This window comes from Sulfitobacter faviae (assembly GCF_029870955.1).
Classification (GTDB): Bacteria; Pseudomonadota; Alphaproteobacteria; order Rhodobacterales; family Rhodobacteraceae; genus Sulfitobacter; species Sulfitobacter faviae.
This window is the reverse complement of sequence record NZ_PGFQ01000003.1, coordinates 123449-129677: the sequence shown is the minus strand read 5'-3', so window position 1 is coordinate 129677 and position 6229 is coordinate 123449. Positions and strand designations below refer to the sequence as shown.

Sequence of the window (6229 nt, the reverse complement as noted above, 5' to 3'; positions counted from 1 at the left end):
ATGCCTCCGAGGTCATCACGAACGAAATCATCCGCATCATCGAGCGCGGCGTCCTGCCCTGGCGCAAGCCCTGGACCATTGGCGGCAGCTCTCGTCCCCTGCGCGTGGGCGGAGAACCCTACCAGGTGTGAACAACTTCCTGCTCACCATGCGAACGGTGATGCGGCCACAGCTCCCTTCTGGATGACGTTGCCGCAGGCTAATGCGTTGGACGCAAAGGTCCGCAAGGCGAGAAATCCTCTGTCGTCGTCTATTACGGCCAAAGCCGGAAAGACGCGGCGCGAGACGACCGCAGCGATGGCGATGATCGCTCCGAGGAAGCCCGCATCTTCCGCTTCCAGAAAGCCTACCGCGTGTTCAATGCCTGCCAGATCGATGGCCTGCCCGACAGTTTCTTCCCCGACCCGGAGCCCGCACCCGAGCATCCTCCGTCCGAGCCCATCCCGCACATGCAGGCGTTTTTCGATGCCATTGACATCACGACCGTCTTCACGGAACTGAAGCCTATTATCTGCCGCCCGTGGACAAGGTCTACATGCCGTCTATCACGCGGTTCCATGACCCGCGCAATTTCTACGGGGTCTGGGCGCATGAGCTGGCCCATGCCACGAAAGCCCCGCATCGACTGAACCGTGATTTCGGGTTCTCGAAGTTTGGCAACACGTCCTATGCGCGCGAGGAGATCGTCGCGGAATTGACCTCGGTGTTCCTGGGTCAGACGCTCGGCTTCACGGCGCACACGCTCGAGATGAATGCCGCCTACCTGCACAACTGGTTGCGGTCCTTCGGTCGGACAAGGCGCGATCTTCCGGCACGCCGCGGACGCGCAGCGCGCCTGTGATTATCTGATCGCCAGATCGGAGGCAGGGCAGTCGCAGTGCCGAGGCCGCCTGACCGCACGGAGAACGGAGACACCCATGTCACGTAAGGAACCCAAGACGCTGCGGTGGCCTGCTTCGAAGACGGCCGCCGCAAGATCATCACCTTCAAGCGCGGTGCCTATTGGTGGAGCGCTGCCGAGGGCGCTTATCCGTTCTTGGCAGCACTTGAGAGCATCATTGAACAGGGCGGCTGGATCGAAACCATCCCCAACCCGAATTACAGACCCAAGGGGCTGTTCGGGTAGGTCCTTCTGCTTCGGTCTTTCCGACAAGCAGAAAGAAAAAGCGGGCTTTGGGAAGGGTGTTTCAACTTCTCGAAGGAGATCCCCATGTCCATGAATGTTCAATCCCAGCCAGACCGTCCGGATCCGACCGTGATCGCGGCGCAAAACGACGCGTTTCGCAAGCTCACATGCCTTGGGCTGCGCCCGCGCAGCCCATCCAGGCCGGATGCATGTCACCCGCGCGCTTATGGAGGCCGGTGACGGCTTCATGGCCGAGGCGGGTGAAGTCCACAGTGCGTTCGATACATTCGAGCCTGAGAATGATCCCGAGGATGCACGATTTCGGCGCTCTCGAGATCCGGGGCGAGACCGTGTTCTGGAAAATCGATCTCTATGAGGCAGATTCGGATTTCCGTACGGGGCTGAGACCCCGGACAATCCCGCACCACATGCGCGTGCTGACCATCATGCTGGCCGCGCGACTGGTAGGCAGGGACTCCTCCCCCTGACATCTGAGACGATGATGGCCCGCTGACCCTCAAAGGGAAAGTGGGCCTTTGTCGTAGTGATCCCTGAAGCCGGGATTGGTCACGCGCAAGCGCGCGGGCCGCATCTCATCCACCTGGAAGGATATCCCATGACCGCAAGCTTCAAACCCGTCTCCGTCGCCATCGCGATCTGGTCCCGCATCCCGCCAATGTGCGCAGCAACTCCGGAAACTATGACCCCGAGAACATCGCGCATCTGAAAGCCAGCATCCGGTGCTGGCCTCTGCAGCCGCTCCTGGTCCAGAAGCTCGACGGCAAGTTCGCCGTGCACCGGTGGTCGCCATGCCGCCCTGAAGGAACTGGTCCGACAAAAGCGAGAAGGGGTTCACCGCGAAAACCAAGGTCGACTCCGCCCTCGTGCCGGAGGATTGCGACGTCACCACGGCTCTGTCGCTCGCCGAGAATATCACGCAAGCGCCGATGAACGCGATCGACGAGTTCGAGGCCTTCGCTCGGATGATGGAGTCGACGCCAGACGCCGAGACGATCGCCAAGACCTTCGCACCACGGTGGCCGCCGTGAAAGGCCGGTTGCGCTATGGCCTGATCCACCCCGACATCCGCGCGCGGCCCGGGCAAGGTGATCACGCTCACACGATGAAGGCCTTCGCGAGCATCCGAGCCAAGAGGCGCAGCGCGAGGCTTCGAGGCGCTCACGAAGGACGCGGCTATCTGCAGGCCTATACCGTTCGACAGGCGCTCAAATCCCGCGGGGTGCAGGTCAGCGATATATCGGGCTTTCGTGCGCGCGGACTACGAGGCGCGTGCGGCGCAGTCGCGGCTGACCTCTGGAAGAGCATTCCGTGCTCGAGATGCGCGCTGGTCGAGACCATCCTGCTCGAAAAGCTCGGTGCCGCCGAAGAGGCCCGCATAAAACTGGCTTTGCCTGGGCCGATGCGATGGTCCGGTATGATTACGCGACCATGGCCGACTACGGCCGGGTCTATCCCGGCCCGATCGAGCCTGATGAGACCGCCCAGAAGCGCATCGATGAGATCACCGCCGAGCTCGAGCAACTGCAGCTACAGATGAGATGAGGGCTCGAGGACAGTGCCTACAACGCGCTTACGAGCGCGTGGACCCTTGGAAGAGGAAGCCCGCGATCTGCAGGAGGCCTACAGCGCCGAGGACCTGGCGCGGTCCGGGTAATCGCCTCGTGGTCGAATGGTCAGGTGACGCTCCATATCGGCCTCGTACGCCCGGAGGACACCGTCAAAGCGGAGGGCACGCGCGGCGCCTCGAGTAGTCAGACGGGGAAGAGGCCCTGACCCGGGCGAGATCAGCTACCGGCCTCGCTGGCTGAGGACCTCAAGACCGAGCGAGCCATGGCGCTTGGGGCCGCGATGGCGCTAATCCGGAGGCCACGCTGGATCTGACGCTCTTCAAGCTGGTCAGTGACGTTCTGGCCAGCGGCATGAGTGTCACGCAGGCGATCAAGATCGATGCCCGCAAGGAATACCGCAGCCATGCCAAGATGGACGAGATCGACGAGACCTCGCTCGAGCAGGTGGCGGCGGCGCATGATGCACTTGATCTCTCCTGGCTCGATGACGCCCGCGCGCCGCCGATCAGTTCGCGGCGTTTCGCGCGCTGGAGGCCGGCGAGAAGGCCAAGCTCGTGGCCTATGCCACGGCCAGCACCACGCAGTCCTGCTTCGCGCGGGACCGCCAGCGCGACAGCCTGATGCATGCGTTCGAGATCGAGATCATGCCCGACATCCGCGCCCACTGGACGCCGAATGCGGCGCTCTTCAACCGCTTCAAGAAGGCTTGGCTCCTGAAGATCCTCGGCGAGGATCTGGGTCTCGCCCAGGAGGCGGTGACACTGGCCTCTTCGAGCAAGAAGGAGATCGTCGCCTTCTGCGACAAGCTCTTCGCCGAGCCATTCGCCACGCTCACCGACGCACAGCTCGCTGCCGTGGCCGCCTGGTGCCCGCCGATGATGCAGACCGCCGGTGTCGCCTGTGATGAGGCGGAGCCCATCGAGGAATCTCCGGAGCCTGACAGCGAGGTCGCGCAAGCGGCCTGAGTCCTCACGCGACCCGCGCGAGGCATTCCCCGCGCGGGTCGACCCCTCCCACACCCAACGGAAAGACATCCCATGGCTATTCTCAAGTTCTCTGCCTCCGCTGTTGCGGCGCAGATCGCCCATGCGCGCGCCTGCAAGACCTTCCTGCCCAACTGGAACGGGCCCGTGGACAGGCCCGCCCTGATCCTCATCGTCGGCAATGGTGTGCATCTGCGCTCGAACGGCATCGATGGCACGACCACCCGTATCGTTACCACCGCGCAGGCCGATCCCTCCTTCGCCTTCGCCGACGGCATGAACCCGTTTCGCGACACCGACTGGATGGCGCAGCGCCGCATGGCGTTTCGCGATTTGACCGGCCAGTTCTACACCGATATCCTGGATGACGTGCAGGTGCTCATCGACCGGGGGCGGGGTGCGATCCGGCTCGCCACCGATGGCCACAGCATCCGCGTCTTCGTGCGCCGGGCCTCGGACTATCTCATCGGCGGACCTACGAAGTGCCCTCGGGCCTTGGCGGCACCTTCCGGGTCATTCTCAAGGATGCCTGCGACACCTTCGCAATCGTACAGAACTGCGGCAATTGCGAGGATTTCGACGCCATGCAGCCCTACCGCGTGCCGCTCGATGCGCTGATGGAACTCGATGACCGGAGGGTGGCGCAATGCGCCCTTTCTCAAACAAGCATCGCCAATACCCTGCCGGGCCTGCGGCCCGCTCGGGACATTGGCAACAACAGTTTCCCCAATGAGAGAAAGGACTCTGAGATGGGATGGCTCTTCTACACCGACGGCCGCGTCCAGACCTACGCGGATGAGAAAGCGGAGATTGCTCGGCTGTGCACCTTCGAGGGCGACAGCCGCAAGACGGAACTGGTCAAAGCCTGCAAGGTCGCCTCCACCTGGTATGCAGCGGCTAGGGTTACCAATCTCGACGGCACCGCTGTCGAGGACGCGACCTATATCACCGATCCTGACGGCTCGATCACCTTCGCCGCCGTCTTCCTCACCGCCTACGACGATGGCTGCTGGGCTACAAGGATATGGAGGAAAGCGCTGGCCCGAACGAGTCTCGCGCTCCTCTTGGGCTGATCGAGCTCCTCTCCGACCTGAAAGACCCGGCCAGCTACGCCCAGGACTGGCGTCAGCGTTGCCGGGACTGGGCGTCGATCCCGGACTATGCCGAAGGCGACAAGATCAAGCTTGCAGCACCTGTGACGCTCGCCGATGGCAGCACCTGCCAGATCGTCACCGCGACGCACTACAGACGCGGGCGGCAAAAACGCCGCTGCTACCGCATCGAGGAAACCGGCGGGCTCGTACGCCTCTCGAAGGCCACGCTTGCGGGTTCGGAGCTGCTCAGCTCCGCGAAAGGTGCTGCCAGTCCAGTGCTGGCGGAGTTCCTGGCGAGGCGAGATTAGGTCCTGCGCCGGACGGTTCATCGACCTGCCCGGCGACAGCAGATGCTGCGGCTTGTCTTGACAAGGCAATGCAAATGCATTACCTATCGCGGGCAGCAAAGAACCTTTTCTTAAAGAACCTTTTCTTCAGGAGACTGCCATGACAGCCCTCGCACAAGATGTCTCGAAACTCACGGATCGGTATCAGACGACCGTGCCGGCGGGTGTGCGCAAACAGCTCAAGCTGGGCAAGGGCGACCAGATTCGTTACTGCACCGAGCCGAGTGGCAGGGTCTATATCGAGCCCGTGCGCAGCGACGAGGAAGATCCCGTGCTCGGAGCCTTTCTCGATTTTGTCGAGGCCGATATCAAGGCGCATCCGGACCGCATTCGGGCGTTCGATGGGGCTTTGCATGACCGTCTTGCAGCACTGGTCGGAGACGTTGACGTCGATCTCGATGCGCCGCTATCGCTCGAGGATGAATGAGCGGCGATAGCATGCCCGCCCAAGCGCCACTTGTCGTAAACGGATGGTCGATTTATGCGCATCCGCTCTTTCTGGACCAGCTCGAAGGGCTGACCCTGGAGGTCGAGGCGCGTAAGGCTCGCGATCCCAAGACCTGGCGCAAGAAAAATTCCACGAAACGGCTGGCCGCCATCTTCAAGCTGGTCACCGAGGCCATACCGGCAGATCCGGGTGCCGCCGCCTTCCGCCAAGGCGGCACACTCGGCGATCACCGCAAACACTGGTTCCGGGCGAAATTCTTCCAGCAGTATCGGCTGTTCTATCGGTTCAACAGCGATGCAAAGGTCATCGTGGTGGCCTGGGTGAACGACGACAAGACCCTGCGCGCCTATGGCAGCAAGACGGATGCCTATGCGACGTTCAAAGGAATGCTGGAAGATGGCAACCCACCTGACAATTTCGACGCGCTCTTGAAAGAAGCGGCGGCGGCGGACAAGCGGTTCGAGAAGTCCGTTAAGGTGGCGCCTGGCCGTTGAGATGGCTTTGGTAACGCCCGCGACGCACAGGCAGCGCTATGGCTGTCAACCAAATGCCCGAACGCCTGTATCCGCGCGCGTCACCTGCCAGCCTGGCAAAAGGCACAGGAAGACGTCAAATCATTGCTCAAAGAGAAGCGATTGCCAG

3 protein-coding genes and 5 pseudogenes are annotated in these 6229 nt (G+C 62.4%); all 8 read left to right on the top strand.

What is annotated here, in order from left to right; all coding sequences use genetic code 11:
* A pseudogene (locus CUR85_RS20450) lies at positions 1-875 on the top strand (ArdC family protein); the annotation flags it as partial.
* A gap of 42 nt (positions 876-917) precedes the next feature.
* A pseudogene (locus CUR85_RS20445) lies at positions 918-1126 on the top strand (DUF6330 family protein).
* A gap of 311 nt (positions 1127-1437) precedes the next feature.
* The gene (locus tag CUR85_RS18280; protein ID WP_280323061.1) at positions 1438-1614 is read left to right on the top strand and encodes a DUF3768 domain-containing protein; all 177 of its coding nucleotides are present in this window, start codon (positions 1438-1440) and stop codon (positions 1612-1614) included.
* Positions 1615-1742: 128 nt separating this feature from the next.
* Positions 1743-3680, top strand: a pseudogene (locus CUR85_RS20440) (ParB/RepB/Spo0J family partition protein).
* Positions 3681-3752: 72 nt separating this feature from the next.
* A pseudogene (locus CUR85_RS18260) lies at positions 3753-4342 on the top strand (regulator); the annotation flags it as partial.
* Positions 4343-4447: 105 nt separating this feature from the next.
* A pseudogene (locus tag CUR85_RS18255) lies at positions 4448-5100 on the top strand (DUF6927 domain-containing protein).
* A 139-nt stretch (positions 5101-5239) separates the two neighbouring features.
* Complete coding sequence (locus tag CUR85_RS18250) at positions 5240-5566, top strand: type II toxin-antitoxin system PrlF family antitoxin (protein WP_005668772.1); 327 nt, start codon at positions 5240-5242, stop codon at positions 5564-5566.
* Positions 5563-6081: a type II toxin-antitoxin system YhaV family toxin gene (locus tag CUR85_RS18245; protein WP_280322971.1), complete on the top strand. Its 519-nt coding sequence runs from the start codon at positions 5563-5565 to the stop codon at positions 6079-6081. The genes CUR85_RS18250 and CUR85_RS18245 overlap by 4 nt, the downstream gene beginning before the upstream one ends.
* The last annotated feature ends 148 nt before the right edge of the window (positions 6082-6229 follow it).

What these genes read in the sequence shown, in the direction of transcription:
- CUR85_RS18280 (WP_280323061.1), top strand. Translation starts at nt 1,438, where the DNA reads ATGCACGATTTCGGCGCTCTCGAGATCCGGGGCGAGACCGTGTTCTGG.
- CUR85_RS18250 (WP_005668772.1), top strand. Translation starts at nt 5,240, where the DNA reads ATGACAGCCCTCGCACAAGATGTCTCGAAACTCACGGATCGGTATCAG.
- CUR85_RS18245 (WP_280322971.1), top strand. Translation starts at nt 5,563, where the DNA reads ATGAGCGGCGATAGCATGCCCGCCCAAGCGCCACTTGTCGTAAACGGA.